The sequence below is a fragment of the Priestia sp. JNUCC 25 genome (assembly GCF_053667915.1).
Map to the genome: position 1 here is coordinate 26641 of NZ_JBSJYE010000004.1, position 25113 is coordinate 51753.

The 25113-nt window shown below is 33.4% G+C and carries 25 protein-coding genes and 2 pseudogenes; 13 read left to right on the forward strand and 14 right to left on the reverse strand.

What is annotated here, in order from left to right; genetic code table 11:
• Positions 1 to 234: 234 nt before the first annotated feature.
• From JNUCC25_RS27650 to JNUCC25_RS27660, 3 genes are all read right to left on the reverse strand, one after another.
• Positions 235 to 1425: an FtsW/RodA/SpoVE family cell cycle protein gene (locus tag JNUCC25_RS27650; RefSeq protein ID WP_454223426.1), complete on the reverse strand. Its 1191-nt coding sequence runs from the start codon at positions 1423 to 1425 to the stop codon at positions 235 to 237.
• A 38-nt stretch (positions 1426 to 1463) separates the two neighbouring features.
• Positions 1464 to 1718: a hypothetical protein gene (locus JNUCC25_RS27655; protein ID WP_454223427.1), complete on the reverse strand. Its 255-nt coding sequence runs from the start codon at positions 1716 to 1718 to the stop codon at positions 1464 to 1466.
• Between the two features lie 211 nt (positions 1719 to 1929).
• Positions 1930 to 2817, reverse strand: a complete 888-nt coding sequence (locus tag JNUCC25_RS27660) for a LysR family transcriptional regulator (protein WP_454223428.1) — start codon at positions 2815 to 2817, stop codon at positions 1930 to 1932.
• Between the two features lie 158 nt (positions 2818 to 2975).
• Here JNUCC25_RS27660 and thrC point away from each other — a divergent pair.
• Positions 2976 to 4239: pseudogene (gene thrC / locus JNUCC25_RS27665) on the forward strand (threonine synthase).
• A gap of 151 nt (positions 4240 to 4390) precedes the next feature.
• Here the strand turns inward: thrC and JNUCC25_RS27670 are convergent.
• Complete coding sequence (locus tag JNUCC25_RS27670; RefSeq protein WP_454223393.1) at positions 4391 to 5152, reverse strand: methyltransferase domain-containing protein; 762 nt, start codon at positions 5150 to 5152, stop codon at positions 4391 to 4393.
• Positions 5153 to 5511: 359 nt separating this feature from the next.
• On the opposite strand from JNUCC25_RS27670, the gene JNUCC25_RS27675 reads away from it, so the two are divergent.
• From JNUCC25_RS27675 to JNUCC25_RS27685, 3 genes are all read left to right on the forward strand, one after another.
• Positions 5512 to 6075: a MarR family winged helix-turn-helix transcriptional regulator gene (locus tag JNUCC25_RS27675; RefSeq protein ID WP_057242754.1), complete on the forward strand. Its 564-nt coding sequence runs from the start codon at positions 5512 to 5514 to the stop codon at positions 6073 to 6075.
• Positions 6076 to 6135: 60 nt separating this feature from the next.
• On the forward strand, positions 6136 to 7410 hold the full coding sequence (locus tag JNUCC25_RS27680; RefSeq protein WP_454223394.1) for an acyl-CoA thioester hydrolase/BAAT C-terminal domain-containing protein: 1275 nt from the start codon (positions 6136 to 6138) through the stop codon (positions 7408 to 7410).
• 153 nt (positions 7411 to 7563) lie between these two features.
• Positions 7564 to 8037, forward strand: coding sequence for a hypothetical protein (locus tag JNUCC25_RS27685; RefSeq protein ID WP_063248152.1), 474 nt, complete (start codon positions 7564 to 7566; stop codon positions 8035 to 8037).
• Positions 8038 to 8780: 743 nt separating this feature from the next.
• On the opposite strand, the gene JNUCC25_RS27690 is transcribed toward JNUCC25_RS27685, so the two are convergent.
• Genes JNUCC25_RS27690 through JNUCC25_RS27710 form a run of 5 tightly spaced genes read right to left on the reverse strand, consistent with a single transcriptional unit; the run spans position 8781 to position 11322 of the window.
• The gene (locus JNUCC25_RS27690) at positions 8781 to 9704 is read right to left on the reverse strand and encodes an ABC transporter ATP-binding protein (RefSeq protein ID WP_454223395.1); all 924 of its coding nucleotides are present in this window, start codon (positions 9702 to 9704) and stop codon (positions 8781 to 8783) included.
• Entirely contained in the window at positions 9705 to 10394 is a 690-nt protein-coding gene (locus JNUCC25_RS27695; protein WP_353637065.1) for an ABC transporter permease, read from the reverse strand.
• A gap of 38 nt (positions 10395 to 10432) precedes the next feature.
• Entirely contained in the window at positions 10433 to 10720 is a 288-nt protein-coding gene (locus JNUCC25_RS27700) for a hypothetical protein (RefSeq protein WP_454223396.1), read from the reverse strand.
• Positions 10721 to 10741: 21 nt separating this feature from the next.
• Positions 10742 to 11023: a hypothetical protein gene (locus JNUCC25_RS27705; RefSeq protein ID WP_454223397.1), complete on the reverse strand. Its 282-nt coding sequence runs from the start codon at positions 11021 to 11023 to the stop codon at positions 10742 to 10744.
• Positions 11023 to 11322 (reverse strand): DUF2089 family protein, encoded by a 300-nt coding sequence (locus JNUCC25_RS27710; RefSeq protein ID WP_098598735.1) that lies wholly within the window; start codon positions 11320 to 11322, stop codon positions 11023 to 11025. Before JNUCC25_RS27710 ends, JNUCC25_RS27705 begins: the two co-directional genes overlap by 1 nt.
• A gap of 356 nt (positions 11323 to 11678) precedes the next feature.
• Here JNUCC25_RS27710 and JNUCC25_RS27715 point away from each other — a divergent pair, with 356 nt between their 5' ends.
• From JNUCC25_RS27715 to JNUCC25_RS27725, 3 genes are all read left to right on the forward strand, one after another.
• Positions 11679 to 12440 carry an ABC transporter ATP-binding protein gene (locus JNUCC25_RS27715; protein ID WP_454223398.1) on the forward strand — a complete coding sequence of 254 codons (762 nt, stop codon included), beginning with the start codon at positions 11679 to 11681 and terminating at the stop codon, positions 12438 to 12440.
• Complete coding sequence (locus JNUCC25_RS27720) at positions 12437 to 14905, forward strand: FtsX-like permease family protein (protein ID WP_454223399.1); 2469 nt, start codon at positions 12437 to 12439, stop codon at positions 14903 to 14905. Before JNUCC25_RS27715 ends, JNUCC25_RS27720 begins: the two co-directional genes overlap by 4 nt.
• 123 nt (positions 14906 to 15028) lie before the next feature.
• The gene (locus JNUCC25_RS27725) at positions 15029 to 15457 is read left to right on the forward strand and encodes a hypothetical protein (RefSeq protein ID WP_420743472.1); all 429 of its coding nucleotides are present in this window, start codon (positions 15029 to 15031) and stop codon (positions 15455 to 15457) included.
• 295 nt (positions 15458 to 15752) lie between these two features.
• Here JNUCC25_RS27725 and JNUCC25_RS27730 read toward each other — a convergent pair whose 3' ends face one another.
• The 5 genes and pseudogenes from JNUCC25_RS27730 to JNUCC25_RS27750 all read right to left on the reverse strand — a co-directional run.
• The gene (locus JNUCC25_RS27730) at positions 15753 to 17615 is read right to left on the reverse strand and encodes an FtsX-like permease family protein (RefSeq protein WP_454223400.1); all 1863 of its coding nucleotides are present in this window, start codon (positions 17613 to 17615) and stop codon (positions 15753 to 15755) included.
• Positions 17590 to 18354: an ABC transporter ATP-binding protein gene (locus JNUCC25_RS27735; protein WP_078082573.1), complete on the reverse strand. Its 765-nt coding sequence runs from the start codon at positions 18352 to 18354 to the stop codon at positions 17590 to 17592. The genes JNUCC25_RS27730 and JNUCC25_RS27735 overlap by 26 nt, the downstream gene beginning before the upstream one ends.
• 86 nt (positions 18355 to 18440) lie before the next feature.
• The gene (locus JNUCC25_RS27740; protein ID WP_420743474.1) at positions 18441 to 19442 is read right to left on the reverse strand and encodes a sensor histidine kinase; all 1002 of its coding nucleotides are present in this window, start codon (positions 19440 to 19442) and stop codon (positions 18441 to 18443) included.
• A 14-nt stretch (positions 19443 to 19456) separates the two neighbouring features.
• Positions 19457 to 20146 carry a response regulator transcription factor gene (locus JNUCC25_RS27745; protein ID WP_078082542.1) on the reverse strand — a complete coding sequence of 230 codons (690 nt, stop codon included), beginning with the start codon at positions 20144 to 20146 and terminating at the stop codon, positions 19457 to 19459.
• Between the two features lie 294 nt (positions 20147 to 20440).
• Positions 20441 to 20824 (reverse strand): annotated as a pseudogene (locus JNUCC25_RS27750) (metallophosphoesterase family protein); the annotation flags it as partial.
• Between the two features lie 453 nt (positions 20825 to 21277).
• On the opposite strand from JNUCC25_RS27750, the gene JNUCC25_RS27755 reads away from it, so the two are divergent.
• The 6 genes from JNUCC25_RS27755 to JNUCC25_RS27780 all read left to right on the forward strand — a co-directional run bounded on the left by JNUCC25_RS27755 (position 21278) and on the right by JNUCC25_RS27780 (position 25111).
• Entirely contained in the window at positions 21278 to 21577 is a 300-nt protein-coding gene (locus JNUCC25_RS27755) for a hypothetical protein (RefSeq protein ID WP_454223401.1), read from the forward strand.
• 12 nt (positions 21578 to 21589) lie between these two features.
• Complete coding sequence (locus tag JNUCC25_RS27760; protein WP_454223402.1) at positions 21590 to 22723, forward strand: FtsK/SpoIIIE domain-containing protein; 1134 nt, start codon at positions 21590 to 21592, stop codon at positions 22721 to 22723.
• Entirely contained in the window at positions 22720 to 23415 is a 696-nt protein-coding gene (locus tag JNUCC25_RS27765; protein ID WP_454223403.1) for a hypothetical protein, read from the forward strand. Before JNUCC25_RS27760 ends, JNUCC25_RS27765 begins: the two co-directional genes overlap by 4 nt.
• 92 nt (positions 23416 to 23507) lie before the next feature.
• A complete protein-coding gene (locus tag JNUCC25_RS27770; protein ID WP_454223404.1) occupies positions 23508 to 23744 on the forward strand; it encodes a hypothetical protein in 237 nt (78 codons plus the stop codon).
• Between the two features lie 319 nt (positions 23745 to 24063).
• Positions 24064 to 24555 carry a hypothetical protein gene (locus JNUCC25_RS27775; protein WP_454223405.1) on the forward strand — a complete coding sequence of 164 codons (492 nt, stop codon included), beginning with the start codon at positions 24064 to 24066 and terminating at the stop codon, positions 24553 to 24555.
• 115 nt (positions 24556 to 24670) lie between these two features.
• Positions 24671 to 25111: a helix-turn-helix domain-containing protein gene (locus JNUCC25_RS27780; RefSeq protein ID WP_454223406.1), complete on the forward strand. Its 441-nt coding sequence runs from the start codon at positions 24671 to 24673 to the stop codon at positions 25109 to 25111.
• The last annotated feature ends 2 nt before the right edge of the window (positions 25112 to 25113 follow it).

Consider the following 25113-nt stretch of genomic DNA (forward strand, 5'->3'; position numbering starts at 1 on the left):
TTTCACTTATGCAATAGGATAGTGCGAAATTGCTATGTAAAGATTGCATAACTGGTGTAACCTTTGAGTAAACTACTTGAGAAGTCTTTCAGGACTCCACTTACAACCTAATATTTATCAGTAGAAAAAGCTATCTTTCCTAAAGATGGCTTTTTCGCCTTGTAGTTAACATAAAACATTTTATCGGAAATAAATAATGGCATCTTATTAGGTAAGATGCCATTATTACTGAACTTAAACGCTCTTTAACTTATTTTGTTTAACTGACTCATTTTTATATTTCTCTTGGAACTTATTTAACATAGAAATGTTTGTTAGTACTCCCATAGCTAACATTAATAATGTAAGGGAGGATCCACCATAACTCACAAAAGGTAAGGTTACACCTGTAATAGGCAAGATACCGGTCACTGCTCCAAGATTAACAAACACTTGAACACCAACCATAACTGAAATACCTATAGCTAACAGTGCTCCAAAAGGTTCTTTACATTTTTTGGCTATGATTAGACCTTTTACAATAATAAAAAGTAACAGTCCTAAGACAATAAGTACTCCCCAAAAACCTAACTCTTCGGCAATAACAGCCATAATAAAATCTGTATGAGATTCAGGAAGATAGCCAGCTTTTTGAACACCTTGCCCCAGGCCTTGACCTTGTAGTCCGCCAGTTCCTATAGCCAAGTAAGAATTAACAAGTTGATATCCGTCACCCTGTTGATTTTCAAAAGGATGTAAAAACCCTGTAAAACGAGCTAAACGGACAGGAGAAAATACCGTAGCAATGTGCCCCGTTACTAATAAAACGAGCAACATAACCAATACTCCCACCACGCCTAATAGAGCAATCTTAAACATGGATTTTTTAGAAATACCAGAACATAGAACAATAGCTGCAACGATTCCTAAAATAAGAAGAATCCCACCATAGTCAGGCTGCATCGCAATTAAGAAACAAATAAAAAATACGATGACAATAGGTGGAATAATAGAACGCTTTAAATCATTGATATACTCTTGCTTATTTGCAAAGACAGCTGCTAAATATACAATAATCGTAAGTTTGGTTAATTCCAATGGTTGTATTCTAATTGGACCGAGTACAAGCCAACTTTGTGCATTTCCTGCCGTATGTCCAAATACAAGTACCAGAGCTAAAAGTGTAATCACTGTTCCTAATAAGATTTTTAATACTTTTTTTTCTTGATAAATTTTATAAGGAATAAAAGCAGTAATACAAAAAAAGAAAAACCCTGCTATCAGAGCAAGTTTTTGTTTTTGATAAAAATAATCACCTTCTACTCCATATCGGGTAACAGCCGTTACCATACTAGCACTGTAAACCATAACTAAACCAATCAGGCTTAGAATGACTAAAGCTACAATAAATTTGTAATCGTAACACTTTAGAATTTTTTTAAACATCAAAAAGGCCTCATTTCTTGCAATATAAAAATATGATACTAGAGTAAAACTCTCAATAGATTAAATAAACCAAAACCTATACTTGCTACTATTACCGTAATCCCTATTGTTTTGTTTCCTCTTGTTAAATAATAAATTAGGCTATGTAAGATAAATGCAATTGAAACAACAAAGATTACTGCATTATACCAAAAAGAACTATTTAAATACCATCCTAAGCTCATAAAGATAAGCAGTAGTACTAAAGAGATAGTTCTTACTCTACTTTCTGTGACAACTTCTACATACTTCATATAACACTCCTACCAGTAAACCAAGATTACCATTATGTGATCTATTATCATTTATTAACCATAAATGTAAATGAGATTATAAGTATAACATAGTAAAGCTTTAGGAAGGATAAAATACAGTATCTTAGAATATTAGATTAACTACAGGTGTATACGATATACACCTGTAGTTAATCTAATGTGAATTATCGGCACTTAAACATTCAATCTTCTAATTGATGTCATTTTTTATAGAATCAATAAAGTTGAATGCAATGTTAGAAAGTTCATCTTTTTCTCTTGTACATAACGAAATAGGATTTTTTAAATTAACTTCTTCTACATGGACAATTGCTACTTGCTCTTGAGCTAAATACTCATTGACTTCAAGTGAGGAAACAAAAGTAACTCCATATCCTGCAATCACCGTTCTGATTGTTTCATTCAATCCATTAATTTGTAATCCGATAATTGGCTTATTGACGTTATGGATCTTACAGAGAGAAAATAATTTTTCTCTTGAAGAACTGCCTTCCTCACGAAATACAAAAGATTCTCTTACAATTTCAGATAATACAACTTTCTTTCCGGCTAATTTATGGTTTTTATGTACGATAAACAACATTTGATCTTCAAATAGTTCATCACTAGTGATTAATGAATGAAATTCCCTTCTACCGCCTATCAAAGCGATTTCAGCTTGGTAATTAGTCAAATGGTCAATTGCTTTACTAGAATTAGTAGTTGTTAATTCTACCTCTACGTCGGGGTATTGCTGTTTGTATAGTCCAATCCATTTAGGCAGTAAAAAGTTCGCAGGGAGGTATGTTGCTACAATACGTAGCTTTCCAGCTGTACCATCTCTGTATTGTTTAATAGAAGATTCAATCTCACCTTCAAGAGAAAATAATCTTTTAGCGTGCTTAGCAAGTTGTTCACCAGCAGGAGTTAAAAAAATCCCTCTCCCTTTAGGAGATACTAACGTTAAATCAATTTCTTGCTCTAATTTTTTTATCTGAGCTGTTACTGCCGGTTGACTTATATTCAATTCTTCAGCAGCACGGGTTACACTTCTTTTTTCGGCTACCGTGTAAAATAATCTTAAAGCATGAAGATTCATATTTCGCTCCCCTAATCATAAATAAAAGTTATGAATACTAAATAAATATATATTAGATTTATAAAACCTCTTCCTTTATTCTAAAACTATAAAATGTAGTACTCAAGAATATTTCTTAATAAAGAGGTGAGAAGGGAATAGAGACTTCCCTTATAAAAATGAAATTAGTATGCATTGAATGTAGTAAATCAATTTCTTATGTTCATTTTAGTTATCACTGTGAATGTGGTGGATTGTTTGATATTGTTCAGGACTTTCATAACCACGATGCAGACCGATTAAAACGCTTATTTAATGAGCGTCTCTCAGAACGTATGACTCCTTATGCTAGTGGCGTATGGAGATATAAAGAATTAATCTTTCCTGAGTTACCTGAAGAATGTATTTTGACAAAATATGAAGGAAATACAGGGTTATATACGCATCAACTAATTCAAGATTATATCGGTATGAGAAAAATCTACTTAAAAGCACAGAGTGAAAATCCTAGTGGCTCATTTAAAGACAATGGAATGACCGTAGCTGTTTCTCATGGAAAATTCCTCGGGTATAAAAAATTCACTTGTACTTCAACTGGAAATACCTCTTCATCCTTAGCTATGTATGCTTCCATAGGAAATTCAGATTCTTACATTTTTGTGCCTAATAAGGATATATCGATGAACAAGGTACTACAAACAATCGCATATGGCGCTCATGTATTTAGTATTCCTGGAACGTATGATGATGGGATTAAATTTTTAGAGAAATATAGTGAAGATTTAGGTTTATATGTTTGTAATTCAATTAATCCGTTTAGAATAGAGGGTCAAAAAAGCATTATCTATGAGATTGCTCAATACCTAAATTGGAATTTACCGGATTGGATTGTTGTACCTGGTGGAGCTTTAAGTAACGCAACTGCATTAGGTAAAGGACTACATGTTTTATTTACACTTGGATTGATAGATAAACTTCCGAGGATTGCAATTATACAGGCAGAAGGGGCGAGTCCGTTTCACCAAATGATAGATCAGAAAATGAAAGAACTTATACCTGATGTATCTCCATACAACCAGGGCTTCTGCATTGAATATTGGAAATCCACCAAGCTGGAAGAAGGCAAGACATGCTCTAAAAGAAACAAATGGAATTACAGCTTCCGTATCGGACACTGAAATTCTTAATGCAAAAGCTATTATAGATAGAAGTGGGATTGGATGTGAGCCAGCCTCTGCAGCTACAGTTGCCGGATTGAAAAAATTAGTGGATCAGCAGAAGATTGATAAGGATGAGACCGCATTATGCATTCTAACAGGAAATATTTTAAAAGATACAGATGCTTTAAAGGAATATCATTCTGAAGATAATATGCTTGCAACTTTTAAAAATACACTACAAGCAACTTCCTTAGATTACAAAACTATTCAAAACTATCTATAACTCCTTGTAATGGTTCGGAAACCTCCTGTTACTTTTTCAGGAGGTTTCTCTGTACTGTATACCATATATAATCTTAGTTAACATAACAGGTATTATCGGTAGAAAAAAGGATCCCTAAATAGGAATCCTTTTGACATATTAGTCACAGCATTTATTTTGTTTCTGCCTGAATGATAAAACGATGTTGTTCTACATCAAAAAATCCTTCAGATTGTATAATTTGATGTATTTTATATAAACCATCCATATGTTTTTCAGTATTAAAATGAGGAACCTGCCAAGGAATAGCTTTTAAATAATAAATTAGTGCTCCAACATCATAAAACCTCTGAACTGGAAATTCTTCTTTGCTAAATACAATGTTAAAACCACTTTTGATGATTTCATCTAATGCTCTATTTAAATTCCACTTAGAAAAATGCTTGTTGATAGGAACACCTAGACATTCATTAATTCGAGAACAATCTAAGCCTCCTACTTGTTGAGTAAAAAAAGTCCCTCCCTCTGATAGAACTCTTCTTACTTCTTCAGCACAAAAAGATTCATGTTGATTCAAAATTAAGTCAAATTGAGCATTTTCGAAAGGTAATTTATTGTCCTCATAACGCTGAACAACTTTCACTCCAAGTGGCTCTAATCGATTCTTTGCTATAGGGATATTAGGAATATAGCCTTCAGTAGCATACATGGTATCAGGAAAAGGCTGTAACATGGATAGGAATTCTCCACCTCCTGTTCCCATATCTAATGCACTCTTAGCATTTTGCATAAATTGTATAGCTTGACTTCCGTACGACCAGGTAAGCATTTCATTATCCATACGGCCAGTGCGAGTAATATAAGCAAAATCCCAGCCAATAAAGTCGTTATTGATATTCTTTATAAGATCTAGAAATTTTTTATCCTTTTTCATTCTAAAACCCTCCATAATAGTTTTTTAAGATTTATATTTTCTTAACTATTACAGGGAGGCGCTCGAATGTATAAGCAGCGTTGTTATGTTTCATACTCCAAACTATTAATTATAAACACCTCTTCAATAACTTTTGTTACATAAATAATACCATAAGCCGACAGAATTATCTGGAAGTATAATGGTTATTTTTTGAATTTTAATTGTATATTCTTTACGAGGTTAGTTACCATAATGTCGTTTCTCGGAAATAATCAGAGACTATCCTTTGAATTAGTCAGTATATTGACATTTTTAAGGTAAGTTGTTATTCTGTTTATTGTCAGTATGTTGACAATAAACAAGGAAAGGAATTTTTTATGGACTACTCTAAAGCTCTTAGAGAGCTTCATCTAATGCAACAGAATTATGCCACTTTTTTTTCAGTCACCAATAAGTTACAAGCACAAGGGGATAGTTATTTTGAAAAATTAACATCACGACAATACATGACTATGTTGGCCGTAGCGCACTTGCCAGAAGATAATACAACACTTATTAATATATCTAGAGAGTTAGGAACCAGTAAACAAAGTGCACAAACCCTAATAACAAACCTTGAGAAGAAAGGGTACCTTATCACAGGTGCCAGTAAACGAGATAAGCGCGCAATTAACGTCAAGATTACGGAATTGGGCAAGCAGATTATGGTAGAGTGTGGAGAAAAAGTAGTAACATTGATGAGCGATATTTTTAATAACTTTACAAGCGATGATTTAGAGACACTGTGGCGTTTATTGAAAAAATTAGATAGTGGAAAAAACGAAGAACAAATAGGTTTTGAAGAAAATGTGAACTATAAATTTGAAGATCAAAAAGGCTTTCAAGAGGCACAAATTCGGGCTTTAAATCATTTTGTCTCGAAAAGAAATATTTCCGAATAACGAAAATTTGGATATGTAACCTTATATTTATTTTTTATAAAATTATGGAGGCCTAATACTATGAATATACATATAAAACCCACTGTTGCCCTTGTGGACGAGAAGATTGACATTACTATCACGGAGCTATTACCAGGAGAGAAAGTAAAGATTACTGCCTCCATGCATTTTCCATGGGCAACGGGTGAAAAATATGAATCATTTGCTTGGTTTGCTGCAGATTCTAAAGGACAAGTTGATTTATCAAAGCAGAAGCCTAATTGTGGCACATATGACTACATAGATAGTATGGGGCTTATTGCATCTTTAAAAAAGGTTAGTAGTGGGGGAGAAAGCATTGCTTCTAATCTTTCAATAGATAATAGCATATTTATAGATTTTGTATGTGAATATAAAGATGAGAAAAAGTGTGTAAAGATTGAGCGTATGTTCAAGTTACCTAAAGTGAAAAGACAGGAAATTACTGAAGAATTTAAAGGAGAGTTATTTTACTCTGAAAAGTCGCTTGGAAAGACGATTATTCTATTAGGTGGATCTGATGGATCGCGGAGTGGGCTTTCATTTTTAGCAGGACCTCTGGCATCGAGAGGCTTCAATGTTTTAGTTGTGGGATATTTTAATGAAGATGGATTACCAGAAAAGCTTGAAGAAATTCCCTTGGAATACTTTGAACAAGTATTTGCTTGGATTAAAGAAAATCCAATAACATATGATGACAAGATATATATACATGGCACTTCTAAAGGTGGAGAATTGGCGTTACTTTTAGCTTCAAAATACAATATTATTTCTAAAGTGGCAGTCTCTGCCCCACATGTGTATTGTTTTCAAGCATTAAATGGTCTTATGAGTGGAGCGAATGTTTCCTCATGGTCTTACAAAGGAAAGTCGTTACCTTTTATACCTGTTGATAATGATATATTTTATGAGCATCAACGTCAGTGTTTAGAAATGAATATCCCTTTTGGATTTACTACTACATATAAGAAGAGTGTAGAGAGAGAGAAAAGAAAAGAAGAAGCCCGCATAAAAATAGAAAATGCTCATGCAGATTTATTGCTAATTGCAGGTCAGAAAGATAATGTATGGAATACTTATGAAGCATGTCTTGAAATAATGGACAATCTGAAAAAAAATAACTACAAGTACAATTACACTCTTTTAGACTATGAAGAACTAGGTCATTCATTACCCATACCTTATGTTATTCCTTTAAGTGAGACATTAAATGTCAAAATGGGTAAAGGATCTTTCACTTGTGGCGGTACATTAAAGGGAAATTCACATGGTCAATTAGATTCGTGGAACAAAACGTTAGAATTTTTCATGGCTTAATTTTGATAAACATTAATTAAACTATAAAGAGTATTTTAAGTGTATACCATATACAAAGTCAGTTAACATAATCCAGAGTATAGGAAGAAACTACTTTCCTAAATATGTATTTATAGTATGATATTTGTATATTATCTTTTAGGAAGTGATTTTGTGTTTATTTCAATAATTCTAGCTGTAATATTATTTATTCTTTCAATTCTAAATGCCAATAAGATTATTCGTTTAAAAGGTAAACTGTCAGTAAAAAGCTTGTCCGTTCAAACAACTATCCTTATGGTAACGCCTATAATTGCTCTTATTGTTCTTTCAATCGTTATAATTAATTTCCACTCTTTGTATCAAGAAAGAATTCCTCATGCATTGCTCGTTTTAAGTATGTGGATGTTAATGACTAATTCTATGTTTATTTATAGAAATATTAAAAATAAGAACATAAATTTATTTACAACAGTTGTATTAGGTTTTCTGAGTTTATTATCAGCTATCTATCTTACTCCTTTAGATCGCTACGATAAAGTATTTAATAGCGATTATTACATCGTTCCATTAGCTATCAGCTTAATATCCATAGCCATTACATATATAAATTTAATCCGGATTAGAAAAGTATGTTTATCAATATAAATAAACTAGTTAAGTTAACTAAGTGTATACTCCATACATTTGCAGTTTACATAATGTCTCTTTCCGGAACACACCACAAAAAAGAACCCTTATGAGAGAAGGGTTCAGCTAAGGATTCTTTTACTTGAGTATGCATCTTTTTATACATCGTTGAGATGACTACGTTCTTTGGGTAGTTGAAAGAAACGAGAATGCATAAAAAGAGCTCCTTTTATACATATGCAGCATCAAGAAAAATATAAATAAATTGGAAAATTATGATATAATATAATGGTTATGGCATTCATTCTTCAACGAGTGTGAATCCTAAAAAGCAACCTTACTCCTATGACAAAAATGAGGTTGCTTTTTATTTTGTTAACGCTCCATTACTTTAAGATCTTGTAATAGATATGAATAATTCTGTTCATAAAAGTATAAGTTTGTAGTTAACATGAGAGATGTTATCGTAATTTTGTAATAAAAGAAGCTATGTAAAAAGCTTCTTAAACTAATTCTATATTGTTTTAAGGAGCAAACAAATAAGAAAGTAGGCTACCTAAAGACCAAACAAATAGTAACCCTGTAACCATTATCCAAACACTCTTACCAATATTTATAGCTTGCATAAAGTAAGAGATGAAAAACAATATAATTAAAAAGAAAGGTATATTGTTACTTCCTCCGGCAATTACCAAACTCATTGAAATAATAATAATTATTCCTGCTATAATATTAAAAATATGTATTTTCTTCATTTTTGATTAGATAGTATCCATATTTATATTGATAAATATCTCTTCTAGAGAAGGCTCGTCTATCTCTAATCTATATACATTAATTTCCTGTGATAAAAATAATCTATTTACTGAATTAATAGTTTCCTCATGATCTATCATTAATTCGGTATTCTTGTCTCCCACTTTTACACTCTTAGCTAAAGCTAATAAATTCTTCTCAAGAAATTCTCTTTGTTCCTCTTGAACTTCCCCGTGTTTTATATATAGGGTGATATTATTTGTGTATTCGTTTCTTAATTCCTCCATACTCCCCTGTATCTTTATGTTTCCTTTATCCATTATTGCAATGTCATCACATAGCTTTTCTACTTCATCTAAATTGTGTGATGTTAAGAAAATAGTTGTACCTTTTTTAGAAACATTTTTAATTAAAGAATGTATGTTTAGAACAGCGTTGGCATCTACACCAGAAGTTGGTTCATCAAGAAATAAGATACGTGGATTATTCATTAATGCTTGAGCAATACCTAACCTTTTTTTCATTCCAAAAGAAAATTTTCCAGCTTTTAAATTAGCCGAATCCTCTAATTCTACTAACCTTAATATATCCATCATTTCTTCTTTAGTCATAGAAAGACCTAAGATTCCACTAAAGTACTTTAAGTGCTCTAGAGCTGTTAGATGTTCGTAAAAGGTAGAATAATCCGGAAGTACACCTATCTTTGTATAGAAATCTTTATCTGAATACTGAGTAGTACCAAACAATTTAAATGAGCCAGAAGTAGGAGAGATTAATCCAGTAATCATATTTATAAATGTAGACTTTCCTGCGCCGTTCTTTCCAAGAAATCCAAAAACACTTCCTTCCTTAACTTTAAGATTAAGATTATTTACTACTACCTTTTCGCCATATTTTTTGGATAAGTTGCTAGCTTCAATGGCATACATTTATAATTCCTTCTTTCTCATAATAAAAATGGTTAATAATAAAAATATCACTGGGAAAAACGCTACGAAATAAGTGTAAGATGTGTTTTCTTGAGTATAGTAAAAATAAGGTGTAATGTGACTAGCTATTTTTAAGAATATGTTCTCAGACACCGTGCCCCATATTCCTAATACAGGCATTATTATAGCTATGGCAATGCCTAAAAACATCGTTATAGATGGTTTAGTAATTATAGTAGAGATCAGGATTGTCATTCCAATAAAATAAGAAATATAAATTACGGCTTGAATAAACTCAGGAAAATAAAATGCTTTGGAGAATGGAACAACCAATAAAAGTGCTGTTAAAAGACATACTATCCAAAATAGTAATACACCTAAGAATTTACCAAAAACTATTTTATCCCTAGATATTTTTGTTGCAAGAAATCGAATAGTTCTAGAATGTAATTCTTGATTTATTACATTATGAGATAAACTCGTAACAAAAAGTGGGCCTGCTATTAAAAGGAGTGTAAGTAAACCTGCTGCATATACATTACTGCCTAAACCAAATGATTTAATTTGGTCCCCAAATTGACTAAGTATTTTTGCAACCCCTAATGTCACTCCAAATATAATAAGAATAACTATTATTGAACGGATACTTTTGAATAAATCTTTAAACTCTCTAAAACAAATTGTAAACATATGTACAGTGTTCTCCTTTATATAATTTTAATTGGATTTTATATATCTCTCGTTTTCATTTTGTTCAATTCTTTTTCTTGCTTTTTTTTATAAGAGTCTCTCCCTACTCCCCATTCCACAATAAATATAGATAACACAAAAAGTACTGCTAAGGGAGCTTTTATAGGATGATCAATTAATATTTGATGTTTTGTAAATAAGACCCACCCACAATATGCTAAAAAAGATCCTGGAATGATTGCCCCCCAATACACATTCGCTCGAGTAGATAAAAAATTATGACTTAAAATTGCAATTGCAATAACTAAAATAGTACTCCAATCCATTATTTAATCTCCTTTTCCTGTTTATATATCTTTAGTTTTCATTTTGTTTAATTCGTTTTTTCTATCTTTCTGATATTTATTTCTACCTGCTTTCCAACCTGATAACAAAAAGGCTAATCCTAGTAACAGATATAAAATAAATGCCAGTGGTTTGTCGAATTGATTATTTATAAACAACCAAGTCATTACCAGTGTGTATCCTAGTGGAAGAATAGCACCAAAATATTTATTGTTTCGAGTTGAGAAAAAATGTTGAAATCCTAGTATTATTATCACTACCAATAGCTTGGTTGTATCATTCATTAACAGTCATCCTTTTCTTTTTTATACTTTTCAATAATTAATTTTGCGTCTTCCAAGCTAATACGCTCTTCAATCGCAAGTTTTTTAACAAGACTGATCAGTTCCTCTTTATCATGCTCCTCATTTATTTCAATCTTTTGTATTAGACGATCCAAGCGTATACGAACAGTTGGATAAGACACCTCATAGTCTTTTGCAAGTTTCTTTAATGAACCTGAATTTAATACAAATTTTCTTATAAATTCTACATCATCCATTTCCAACGAGAGTATCCACGAAGGAACATCTTTATTATCCACAAATAACCTCCCCTTCCTATATTTAGAATATACCATAAAGTTAAATAAAATTAAAACTATTTTTAATAAAATTAAATATATATTTTAATTAACTTTAATTTTTGTTTGTATATGTATCTTATGCAATAGCTAGTTACTATATTATCCATCGAATATTAGTTACCGTACTTTCCTTCACGGAATATAAGCATAAAAAGCAGCTGATGTGTAAATTATGTATTTTTTTCATAAGTATGGAACTTTTTCCAGTTAAGAACGTACTACTTGTAGGTGGTGAAGGGTTAAGAACAAGTATTTTTACAATAAGAAAGGTCAGATTTAGTTTTTAAGATGAAAACATACTTCGAGGTGAATACATGAGTAATCAAACAGTATTAGACATTAAAGAATTATCAAAAGTTTATAAGAGTGAACAACAACAAGTAGAAGCACTAAAAGATATCTCCTTTCAACTGTATAAAGGAGAAATGGTTGCTGTAATGGGGACAAGTGGTTCAGGGAAAAGTACGCTCTTAAACATTTTAGGTGCGTTAGATGAACCTACAACGGGATCTATTAAGGTAAATGGAAAGTATTCAAAAGAAATGTTCCAGGAACCTCAAGCCTCGTTATATAGAAGAGACAATATTGGTTTTATCTTTCAGTCCTTTCATTTGTTAAAAGATTTAACCGTAGAGGAGAATATTGCCCTTCCTTTAATTCTAAAAGGAGTAAAAGAAGGGCTCATTACGTCAAAGGTAAATCAAGTGATGGAACTTATAGGACTGACAGAATGGAAATCTCATCGACCTGTTCAGCTGTCAGGTGGACAACAACAGCGTGTAGCTATAGGAAGAGCCATTATTACAGAACCTCCTATCATCTTAGCTGATGAACCCACGGGAAACTTAGATTTTAATACATCTGTAGACATTTTAAATGCTTTAGTAGATACAAAAACAAGGCTTAAACAGAGTATTTTGTTAGTCACGCATGACCCTCACGTGGCAACATATGCAGATCGTGTGCTATTTTTTCATGATGGCCATATCGTAGATGAATACGAGTGTAATGCGCACAATGATTTGGAATATATCTTGGAGAAGTTTAAACTGATTACGAAGAGGCAAGTAGTATGAAATCATTAAAAGGACTTGCATTTAGACTTTTTCGTGCCAATAAATTTATTGTTTTTTCTTCCATACTCAGTATTGCTATTGCAGCCATGCTGACTTTAAGCATGGTTTTATTTTCATTTAACGCTCAAAGTACTTTACAAGATGAACTGAAACAAATGTATGGAGATATGGATTTATCTGTAGGGTTTGATATCAACCAGAGTAAAGTTGTTTCGCCTAGCTTAACAGAACAGATATTAAAGAATAAGAACGTTGAGCAACTATCTAGAGTATCAATCACGCATGTTACCTTAGATAAGATTAACTCTTCTACCTACACAGCAGGTGTAGAAAACAGTGACTTGGCAAAGAGTCGTTATCATTTTAAACAGTTTTTAAACGATGATTCTATAGCGATGAATAAAGCGCTAGCTAAAACATTACACGCTAAGGTTGGAGACAAAGTGTCTATTCAAGGTCATTCCTTTACCTTAGTAGAAGTGATAAATGACCTTGATGCTACAGGTATGGCTCCTGACATGATCCTAATGAATCAGAAAAAAGCCAAAGAGTATAACAGATTAAATGAGCATGTACATGCAGATGCTACCTACTTATTGATTAAAGCAAAAAGGGGTACGGATGTATTGACGTTGTCGAATCAAATTAAATCGTATGACAAAGATTTAAGAATTGATGTAGCAGAACAAGATCCATTTGTTAAGAATAATCTCCAATCCTTACAAGTGTTTGTTATTGTATTATCCCTCTTAGTATTAATAGTGACTTCACTCTTAATTATTTCTAATTTCGAGTTACTACTTTATAAAATGAAAAATCAATTTGCTATTATGCGCTCATTAGGTGCCACTACAAAGCAAATAAGCCAATTAATTTTCACGCAAAGTATCATTATTAATTTTTCAGGTATATGCATAGGCCTGTTAGGAACTTTTTTAAGTCAAAAATACGTTTATACATGGATGGGCAAATTCTTTAAGATTTCTTCATCTCCAACACAATTTCATGTAGGAACTGCACTTATTATTGCTTTATGTAGCTTTATCATCATTCAATTGTTTTTATTGATACCATCTTATAGAAGCGCGAAAATATTACCTCTTAAGGTTATGCAGAAAAATGAACGTTTAGATTTTGGCTATTCTAAAGCTAGAGTCATTCTTTTTAAGATTTTAATAGGTGTATCTTTATTCTTACTAATAGCTAGTCAAGTGCTTGAGTATGGGGTCTTTTTCCTGCTAATAGCTTCTGTTCTTGTCCTACTGGCGTTCTTTATCATTTTCCCTGTATGGTTACCTAAAATTTTAGAAGGACTATTACCTTTTGGGCAAAAAATATTTGGTCGGGAATATTACATAGCGATTAAAAATTTAATCCCTCAGGTCAAAAAAAATACACTGATTGTTTTAACAATAAGCTCTTTAATGATTATTGCTGTGTTTGGATCTGTTACCTTAAGGACCATCCAAGTCAATGAACAGGAGAGTTTAAAAAATGATTTTCTAACTCCTATTGTTGTTGAAACTCGACTTTCTAACACAAAAATAGACTCTAGAGAATTGACTAAAGTAGTTGAGAAATTACCGGATGTGAAGTCTGTCAGTAATTTTAGTACTCAAGGATTGGCAAAGTTACAAATACAAGATAAAAGTATTAATATGGATTATGCAGTGGTTGACCTAAAAAGACTACAAGCACAAGGGCTAATGCCTCAATTAAAAAGGAAACCTGCGGATAATAGCTTAATTATATCTGAACAGTTTGCCCAACAAAATCATTTAAAAGTAGGGCAAACCGTTCAATTAGGAGAGTTCTCTAATACAACACAAGCTGTTGAGCCAAAAGGCAGTTATAAAGTTGCTGCAATAGAAAAGAAGATGATTGATAGTGCTGATGCCTATGTGGACTGGAATAATGGCAGATTAATGGCCGTCGATTTTTATTCACTTTATGTAGATTCTGCGCATATAAAAGATGCAGTCAATGAGCTTGAGGGAATAAAGAGTCAGTTTCCAGAAATTAAAATCAGTAACTATGAACAATCCGTTAAACAAGCTACATCCATGTTTTATCAACGTTGGGGTATCTTTATAGTCGTAATAGCAACTTTAGTTGTCTGTACAATGGTTGGTGTATTTAATTCGCTGGCCAATAATATCTACTCAAAAAGAAAAGAGTATGCTGTACTGCGTACAATGGGGGTTAAGCCTAAAGGAATTCGAAACATAGTCCTTTCACAAGTTACTACCTATATCATAATTGGATTAATCATAGGAATGGTATTAGGAATTATATTAACCTATATTTTATTACTTGTAGATCCTGGGAAGCTAATTATCGACTATAAAGTACTAGCAGCAGTCATTGTAACGATGATTACGTGTAGTACCATTTTATTTACTTATTTAGGTAATAAAATCGGAAACCAAAATATTTCTTTAGAAATAACTAATGACAATAAATAAAAGGCAATTCTCTCTATAAGGAAAAAGGGGTAGAAGAAGTTCTGCCTCTTTTTCATATGTAGCTCATGGCATTAGACATTAATCAAATGAGTAACTATAAGCAAAATAAAGTAGGTAATTTATATGATAAAAAGGAAAAAGTTGTTGATTTTATCTATTGTATTAATCTCTATTGTAATTTTCTATTTTATACTCAAAGATGATGGAGAAATCAACAGAGATAACATAGAAATAGGATATAAAACGAATGATGAATCTCAACAAATTATTGATCCACAAAATAAAGTGGATCGAAATAAGGAGATAATTGTTTCTACACATTTTCAAGACAATTCAGGAAAAGAAAAACAAAATAAAAAGTTTGTACTAAAGTTAGCTAATATTAAGGATAAGAGCAATGTTTTGATGGAAGAAACTATTCCTAATGATGAGACTACTTCAGGATACGAATTTAAAATTAGTCCAGGGAAACTCTCTGCAGGAAAATACCAATTTTCTTTGTATAGAGATAATAATTTGAGCGTAGAAAAAGTCTTTACGGTCAAACGATAAAGAATACATAGTCCGTAAAGGTATACTTTTATGAACTTTTATTTTATATGGAAAATCTAACATTATAATCGTTCTTTTAAATTTAAAAATAGTTTACGAACGTTCTTTAAAAAACATACAGTTTTACGAACATCTTTAGCAAAGTAATAAATTGAAAATTCTACTTCCTATAATCAAACTGATGTAAGTTCAAAAAGAAGAAGCGTGTATCTTCTTAGATACATGCTTCTTCTCGTGCTTTTTAGGAATTTAAGAGTTATTGTCTGGCTCTTTTTCTCTTATATTCATATTGATTTTAAATTGATGCCCTAATCTGCTTTATATAGAAAAAGCGTACAATGAAGAAATAGATAATTTGAATGGCTAGGAAAACACTTAGAACAATAACGGATTCCTTAAATAGATTAAAGTAGAACAAGTGTGATAAGGCCGTAAGAGCTACAGCGCCATGGATAAGTGCTACGATTATCGGCACGAAAAACAGCATCACGGTTTGCCTGTTTAATACTTTTTTCAGCTCTTTATCAGTTAGACCCATTTTTGATATAGATTTAAATTTTTGTTTATCCTCATCCAGATCCATATAAAGTCGGAAGTATAGAAAGCTACCAGCTGATACAAAAAAGACAATCCCAATAAATAGCCCAACAAATAAGATGGGACCATAGCCCTTCATCATTTGATATATTTCATAATCTATTGCTGTAATCTCAGACCTTGGTAGTTTCTCGTATAGCTTTTCAGAGGCTGCCATCACCCCATCTTTTCCCTCTTGAGCTTGCCAAGCATAATAACTTTGCTCGTCTTCAGGCTTAGGAAGGTGACGATAGTCTTCGTCCGAAACAATATAGTATGAACCAGTTACAGGAAGAGCCTTCGATTGAACCATTTCCTTTGCTCTTAAAGTAGAACCTGACGCTAATTTAATTGTTTCATTTAGTAGGTCTCTTTTCGGTCCAAGGTTTGTACCGTTAAAATCAACAACAATAGCCTGCCCATGTTTTAAGTTAACGGGAGTTTCCCCAGTAAGTAAGGCAAATCTGTTAAAATCGGATTGATTAGTAATAAGAGTTTTATCTCTTCCAACTTTATAATAATTTAACATTGTGTGCTCTGAATCTGCCTTAATGTTTTCATCCTTTAAAGTCTTATTTATAAACGAGACATTATCTTTTTCATTATCTTTAGATGGCTTATAAGAAAATGTAGCTGCATAAGTAGATTTTACGCTTGAAGTCAGAACGGTTTGAAATCCAAATAAAGAACCAATTGCACAAAATGCGACGGTTGAAACCATAGCTACCATGAAAAAAGTTCGCGCATTGTCCTTCATACGAAAGGCCAAGTCCGAAAACAGCAACATGTTGGTTTTAAACCAAAAAACACGCTCATTCTTCTTTAGTCTTCCGATAATAAACACACTTAGTTGCGTAAACAGCAGATAAGTTCCAACGCAAACAACAATAATAACTGGAACCATTGCAACTACAACCGTTACTCCTTTTACTAATAAGGCACCACCATACCCTACTCCTAATAAAAGCACAGCTAACAACGTTAAAAAAAGATTCGCTTTTGGCTCACCCTTCGAAATTTTATTGCCTTTTATTAATTCAATCAGCTTTTTACTACGTAGAACATACGTAACAAATAGGGAAATAAAGAAAAATAAAATTATAAAAGAGATAAAAGTAATTATAATTGCTTTAACTGGAAAGTAAAAAGACAGTGCATGTTCAATAATTAATACATTTTCAGCTAGTAGTAAAATAGCCTTCGCAAAAACAAGGCCAAGAAGTATACCTCCTAATGTTGCTGAAAATCCAATAAGCATATTCTCTAAAAACACCATCAAACGAATTTGTTTCATTGACATACCTTGCATCATTAACAAACCAAACTCTTTTTTCCGAGATTGTAAAAACGAGCTCATGGAATATAAGACAAAAAAGAAGGAAAATACATAAATAATTCCTGCTGCTGCATTCATTCCTGTGGTTACACTTGAGCTCATATCATCTTCACTTAATACAGGATGATTAGCAAAAATAGAAAAGGTAAAAAAGACCATGACTGTGAATAAACTGCTAAGAAAATAGGCTGCATATAACCTTTTATTACGTATAACGTTGTTAAACGCGAACTGTCGAAAGGTCATGTGCATCCCCTCCCAATAAAGAAAGTGTATCTATAATCTTTTGGAAAAAGGCCTGACGATTATCACCACGATGTATCTCTGAATAGAATTTACCATCACGAATAAAGATGACACGATCGCAATAGCTCGCTGCCTGGGCCTCATGTGTTACAAGCATCATTGTTGTCTTCTCGTTTTTATTGATAAACTCAAGCATTTCCATTACATCTTTTGAAGATTTAGAATCAAGGTTTCCTGTTGGCTCATCTGCAAGTAGAAGCTTAGGAGTATGAATCATTGCTCTCGCCACAGCTGCTCTTTGTGCTTGTCCACCAGATATCTCATAGATTCTTTTTTTCATAATGCCCGTAATCCCTAACTTTCCAGCGATTTCATATGCCTTTTCCTTCATTTCGCTCACTTTTTTTCCGTCCAATGTTAATGGTAAGACAATATTTTCTTCAACCGTTAAGGTGTGAAGTAAATTAAAGTCTTGAAAGACGAAACCCAATTCACGACGGCGAAATTTTGCTAAAGCGTCTTTTTTTAATATATGAGGATTCTTTTCATTGATTAGGATTTCTCCTGTCGTTGGTTCATCAATAGTAGCAATCATGTTTAGGAGCGTTGTTTTTCCACTTCCTGATGGACCCATAATTCCTACAAATTCTCCATCGTCAATAGTCAAATTTATATCCGTTAACGCACGATAAGCAATTTTCCCTTCATAAATCTTACTCACTTGTTTTACTTTTAACATCACAAGCTCTCCTTTCCATACACTTAACTTGTGATTAGTATATCTTTTATGTAATCTTAAAAAAATCGATTTTCCTTTCATTTATCTTACACTCTTGTAAGGTTTTGTGTTTTCCCAAAAATAATTTGAAAGGTTGATCCTTGATTCAATGTGGATTCGAATTCAACTCGATGACCGAGTTGATCAGCTGCTTCCTTGGCTAAATATAGACCCATACCTGTAGATTCTCTAAACTTCCTTCCATTTTCACCTGTATAAAAGGGGTCAAACACACGGCGTTTATCCGTTTCAGGAATCCCAACACCAAAGTCTTTCACCTCTAAAATAGCCTCTCCTTCTCTTTCAAAAATGGTGATATCAATTCTGTTACTCTTTCCCTTGGAATACTTCACTGCATTATTGATCAGTTGTGAAAGAATGAAGAACAGCCATTTTTCATCCGTCTCTACGACCATCTCTTGCTTCTGTTGTAAAACATTCGGATATACTTGGTTCCGAATATAAAATCGTTTATTTTCACCATTTACATCCTTAATCATTTTAGACAAGTTTACAGGTTTGATATGAAAATCCTGTTCAATGGTCCTAAGCCTTGCCATGTAGAGGATGGTGTTTAAGCCCGTTTTCATTCGGTCCGTCTCTTCACGAATACTTGAAGAGGCAGGTTCATCCAAATTTTGGGCAATAAGCTCAATAACGGAAAGGGGTGTTTTCATCTGATGAACCCATTGATCCATAAACTTCAAGTGTTCCTCTTGCTTTGACTCCAACACTTTTATTTTTGTTTGATAATGCTTATACTGATCCTTTAGCAAATGATCAAGCGCCTGTGAGATTGGAGAGGCTTCCGTTGTTTGGAAGGAATCATCTAGGGAAGAAAGTTCGTTTGTCAATCTCTTATAAAACTTCCGGCGGCTTAAATAGTGGTAAACAAGATAACCTGTGAGAAAAAATAGTCCAAGAAAGATTGCATAGAAGGCTGGAAGAAGATGTCGATAACCATCAAGCCAATAGATGGAAAGAACTACGAAAAATTGTACGATTTGTACTGCAATTAAAAAAGTATGTTCTCTAAAAAATAATCTCATTTCATTCCAACCCTTCACCATGTAACGACTAGACGGTAACCAGAACCTCTAACTGTTTCTACTAAACCTAAAAGTCCAACTTCCTCAAATTTTTTTCTTACTCTTGCAATATTTACATTTAACGTATTCTCATCCACATAGACTTGTTCATCCCATAGTTTTTCTAGCAAGTCTTCACGACCTGCAACACGAGGATATCGTTCTAGTAAACTTTCAATTATATCGGTTTCTTTTTTTGATAGCAGGATTGTTTTATTACGAAATGACAATTCCAATCTTTCCGGGAACAGCTTTAATCCCTGTATCTCTAAAATTCGTTCTTGTACCTGTGGTGCATATTCACCATAAGCGCGACGAAGCTGACTGCGAATTTTCGCCATTACAATTTCGGGATGAAACGGTTTTGTAATAAAATCATCTCCGCCATTTTCAAGTGCCATCACCTGATCCATCTCTCCTATTCGTGCAGATATAAATATAACAGGACAGATAGATTCCTTCCGTATTTGCCTGCACCAGTAATATCCATCAAAGCTAGGAAGGTTAATATCTAACAATACAAGATCTGGCTTCTGCCTATGAAACTCCTCCATCACATTACCAAAGTTCTCTACAACGGTGGCACTAAAGCCATATTTCACTATATACGACTGAAGGTGCTCCGCGATTTTGGGATCATCCTCAATAATTAATATTTTCTGCATCTCTTCACTCCTTTTCATCTAGAAAATTATGCCATATAAAATATATAAATTCAAAACACATAAACAACTAAAAGGTTTTAACTTTTTTTAAAAAGGAACCTTTTTCATTAATGACCTATTTGAGTTAAAGAATAAAATGAGATTAAGCGAGCTAATCGATGTTCGCTTGGCTTAGTTCCTGAAGAAATCGTGTGCAGGAATCACTTATATGTGTGACTGTCTAATTATCGAACACGATAAGCACTTGTCAACTAGCCTATCATTGGCTGAGAAAGGTTTATTTCTCTCCCTTATTTACCAATATTTCTTTTCAAAAAAGTTAATTACTTCGTCTTTATAATTAAATCTATTAATGAAATTTTGTAATAGTTCAATTTTGTGGGAATAAGTTTTTCCTGTCTTGAGCGTTTCTCGATATAGGTCAACAAAGGGCAGATGATTATTAATAGCATTGTTTGCTTCCTCTTGCACGTCATAGGAAATTTTTTTAAATCTCACTTCTACAACTCCTGTCTCATCAATTTCAAGGATTTCATATTGAGCACGTAGATCAGAACGTAACTTGCCCCATATGTATAAAGGTTGGCCAATGCTTCCTGGATTAATAATCAGTTGATCATTGCTGCTATAACGTAACAATTGGTGATGAGTATGAGCATAAATCGCAACATCATAATCATGCTTAATTTACAGTATTTTAATTTTACTATTCGTAAAGTGACCAATGCCTCTCTTAAAGTAAACGATCAAAGGACCTTGGCATCCCTCATCCAACTAATGAAAAAAACAAGCCTATAGGCCAAGCCATAGCATATAAAAAACCATTACATCTTACATAATCAGCTACCCCTCACCTACTGCAGTAAGGGTTCTTTTTTATTTTTCGACTGGACAGGCAAGCATACTGAAGTAGCTACATAGTATCTAAAGAATTACGACTTCATTACCTAATCAGTATCTAGTTCAGTAACGTTACCTCGGTTATACAGGCTGTATACGCCTAGCGAGGCCCTTCGTAGAATCTGTAAGGGAGCTGAGCCGAAGAGGCGAAGGGGGCGACCGGATGTGTTGAGCTGAAATAACTGAGATATGAAAGGCAAAAAAATAAAAAGAATGAAAGTAGGTACCAACATGAGAAAAACAAAAGGATTTACCTTTCCAAAAATCTTTCCTCCACCTCACAAACCACCTCTTACGAGACCTCGTCCCTTCAAGGCTTATTCCTTTGTTCCTTTTAGCCCACTAGCCATGCTTGACCCCACTATTTTGACCATAGGAGGCATTGTCTTAGGAATTGCCCTCATCGAACGAATATTAGAGCGATGGGGTGTGATTGATCTGGTTGACCAGTTCGCAAAGGTCATGCGCTTTATCTTGCCTGTCACTTTCTATAGCGCTTTGATTTACTTTTTCGCGACATTTATGTTTTGAGGAGGAATGCTGATGTTTGAGAAGCTCAAATTACGTGGCCAATTAATTAAAGCGTTTCGTATTGCAGAGGTTTACCGGGTGGTGAAACGTGGAGACCGTACCTCCTATCTGTTTCCGAAAATTCATCAAATCGATCATTATCACACCTATACGCGGTACGCCTTTTCCTTACTGAATGGGATCGATCCTGAGCTTTTAAACAAAAAAAGGTGGGCATTACGGCAAGTATTAGGCAGCAACATCGAAATAAACGGAAGCTTAAAGAACTTTAGTATTACCGTTCACCACAAAAACCTGCCTAAGATGCTTGAATACAGCTATGGAGCCATCCATCATCATATTAAAAAAATGGAACTCCCAGTCTGCATTGGTCAAGATATCTATGGAAACCCCGTCTCATGGGACTTTGCGGAGTTAGAAACGTTACTGATTTCTGGTGAAATTGGGGCTGGAAAAAGCAGCTTAATGCGCGTGATTCTGACCACATGGGTGAAGTATGCCTCTCCTGAAGACTTACGTTTAGTCTTAGTGGACCTTAAACGAGCTGATTTAGGGTTATTTCATGGAATTGATCACGTTGATGCGCTTTGTTTTGAAGCGAAAGACATGAGAAAACCTTTTGCCTTATTACGAGCTGAAATGTATCGACGGGGCGACTTATTATTAGAGCATGGCGTCACACATATCAGCAGGCTTCCTTTTAAGCTACCTCGTATCGTTGTGGTAATTGATGAAATGTCCATAGTGAAGAGAGAAACGGATCTTGTAGAGATGATTCAACAGTTTGCCAGCCAAGGTCGTGCACTAGGTGTTCACACGATTATTGCCATGCAGCGTCCGGATGCTGATTTATTAAACTCTGCGTTAAAAGCCAATTTAAGGGTGCGGATTTCTGGAAGGCAAGCCGATGCGACGAATGCGAAAGTAGCTGGAGTACTTGGAGCAGAAGAAATTGATGCAGCTGCCAGGGGTCGTATGAAAATTAAGATTGATGACGTGAAAGAGTTTCAAGCCTATTTTTTAGATGAAGAAGCTTGTAAGGTAATGCTTTCCCCTTATAAAACACGTGTGAAAGACCCTGAACCGCAACTAGAAGTGGTATCACAGTCTATTTTTGGGTTATTAGAGAAGGAGGAACAGCGATGAGTTTTCGACTATCTCAGCGTGATAAAGACATCATTGGGTTTATCAATCAGTTCCGGGCTGTAGATCGCGACTCATTAGTAGAACTCTTCTTTAAACAGCTGAAATCGCCCGTAAATGCGTGTAATAGTGTGATGGTACGTCTATATCGATTAGGGCTCATCGAACGTACACAGCAGTATTCTCCGACGGTCTATTTACCTGTAGATGCCAAAATCAAAAAGAACTCTCAAAAAATATTACATTTCCTTTCTATCTTGGATGTCTATAAACAAATGTGTACGTATAGCACACCTAAACAGGTCATTGTCGAAGATAAGCCCACTGGACGAAAAGGGGGAATTGAACCGGATCTCTTTTGTATCTTTAAAGGATCTCCTTTTTGGATTGAAATTCAGCGCAATCAGTATTCAGAACAGAAAATACAAGCGAAGATTAACCTTTATGAAGAGTTTTTCTTTTCGGATGAGTGGAAATCCTTGCATTGGCAACCAGAGGACCGATCGGCCATCTTCCCTTCAGTCATTTTGATTACGCCTGTTCGGTATGCTGTTAATTCTGACCATATCCGCATTATACAAGTAGCCAGTATTCATGAACTTATGGAGAAATACAAGAGTTCAGCAAACTCTCAAAAAGAAGCAAGAACAAAAACAGCTCATTCTTCTGGTGGGATTAGAATTAACTTAACATAAGCTATTCTAGGGTATGCAAAATTTCTAATTCAGTTATTATTAAAAATACGGTAAAATATTACAAAAGATAGGTTTTACGGAGGATACTTATTTTGTTAATCGTAATTAGAAATTCTTTAATAATAGCTGTTTGTCTTTATTTAGCAAGTGTTTTTCTCCCTGAAATAATGAATGTAAATGAGACCGTTGCAAAATATTTATTTGTAATACCAGTTGGCATTTGGGGTATTAAATCAAAAAATAAATGGTGGATCAATCTTATTTCTTTTCTTTTAGCTCTTATTATTCTAATTTTTTCTTTGGATTTCTTACCCGAAAGCATGCTGTAAAAGATAAAAGTAAAAAGCTATCTCGTAGAATGAGATAGCTTTTTATTAGGACTGCTAATTATAAAGTACAAAAATATAACCGCAAGTAAACAATAGCACATTTTTGCCATAAGGACTAATTGCTAGGTAAACTATCATATGTATAAAAGACTTTATATCCGATTAAAGGCACCCACGAGAGAACCCTTTTCCTGTAAGGGTTCTTTTACTTTCTTGCTTCCTTGAAGAGTGATTATGTAAACTTGTTTTGTATATGGTATACAAAGAAATCATTGAGATAAATGATAAAATAAAGTTAAAAAGTTTGGAGAAGAAATGAATGAATACTATTTTAGAGGATTTTTACGAGTTAAGAGAAATACTAAGTTCTTTTGACACTCTTCAGAAGCAGTACAACTGGTTGTTAACTGATTTAGATGGATCTTTACCAGACAAGTATCTTGATCACTTTATTGATTATAGAATTTACACTAATGGAACGAAAGAAAGTACTTATTGGATTACAGGTGAAAAGCTTACAGAGCTCGCCAATAAGGAGGAAATATATTTTGCATGGGGAGTTTTTTCTGCTTTCAATAAGAACGAACATATAGATTTAGATATGCTTAAGGAAGAACCTTATGCTGATGGAAATCCAAATTTTTGGGTTGAAAGACCAACTATTCAGCATCCAAAAGCAATGACAGAATTAGTTTTATGGGACTCATCTTTAGTATTACTTTTGAGTAAGGATGAAGAAATATCTACTAATTTTAGAAATAGGTTTAAAGAGTTTAAAGATCTTGAAGTATATAATAAAGAACCTTTTTAAATAATTTTCACTACCTAGAAAAAACATTATGTTAACTATTGTTTACGACCTATTACGAAGCGTTTATAGCTACTTTTACAGATTTGTTATAAAGTGGGTTATAGAGGTGAGTTAGTTGAGATTGGGTGATCAATTACAGAGGTTAAGAGAAGAGAAGAATATGTCTAGGGAAGAGCTTGCTCAACGCATTAATGTATCTAGACAAGCTGTTTATAAATGGGAAAGTAATAAAGGATATCCTGACATTCAAAACCTTTTAAGGTTAAGCGAAATATATGAAACGACAATTGATGAGCTTATTAAGAATGATCCTACACTACAAAGAAAAATCGATAATAACCAAGATGAAAGCAAAGAGCTTGACGATGATGAAATGTTGAATCCAGGCTTTTATATAGGTATAGTCATTATCTTTCTTGGTATTTTTCTTGGTATTGCTTTAGGAAATTTAATTGTTTCTACTTTCTTAAATATTATTGGAACGTTAATTATCTGTTTCTATAAAGATATATTAAAATTTTTGAAAAACATAAAGAAAGATTTTAATGAACAGTAGTA